This is a genomic window from Chromohalobacter sp. HP20-39, from assembly GCF_033052815.1.
Classification (GTDB): Bacteria; Pseudomonadota; Gammaproteobacteria; order Pseudomonadales; family Halomonadaceae; genus Chromohalobacter.
Genome location: NZ_JAWHTP010000617.1, coordinates 1 through 277 on the forward strand (window position 1 = coordinate 1; position 277 = coordinate 277).

1 protein-coding gene is annotated in these 277 nt (G+C 59.6%); it reads left to right on the plus strand.

The annotated features are described in order from the left end of the window. Positions 1 to 277, plus strand: a 277-nt coding sequence (locus RVY79_RS19425) for a hypothetical protein (protein WP_317466210.1), incomplete at both ends; no start/stop codon positions are given.

Sequence of the window (277 nt, forward strand, 5' to 3'; positions counted from 1 at the left end):
GGGTTTGTTGTCTGCCCGTGCCGATAACAATTTCGCGGTGCTCGGTTCCAGCCCGGTGAAGAGCTACAGCAACGCTGATTCGCAAGTGACCACGGCGAAGCTGGTTCAAGGCGGCAAGACCAACACCGTCCAGATCGCCGAGTCGCTGCTGAACACCAACGGTTCGGCCACTGCGAACACGGAAGTCAAGTCCACCACGACGCTGGTGACGAACCTGGCGATCCAGGGTGGCACTAAGGCCGATGTCGACATCAGCTTTGCCTCCTTGCTGACCCTG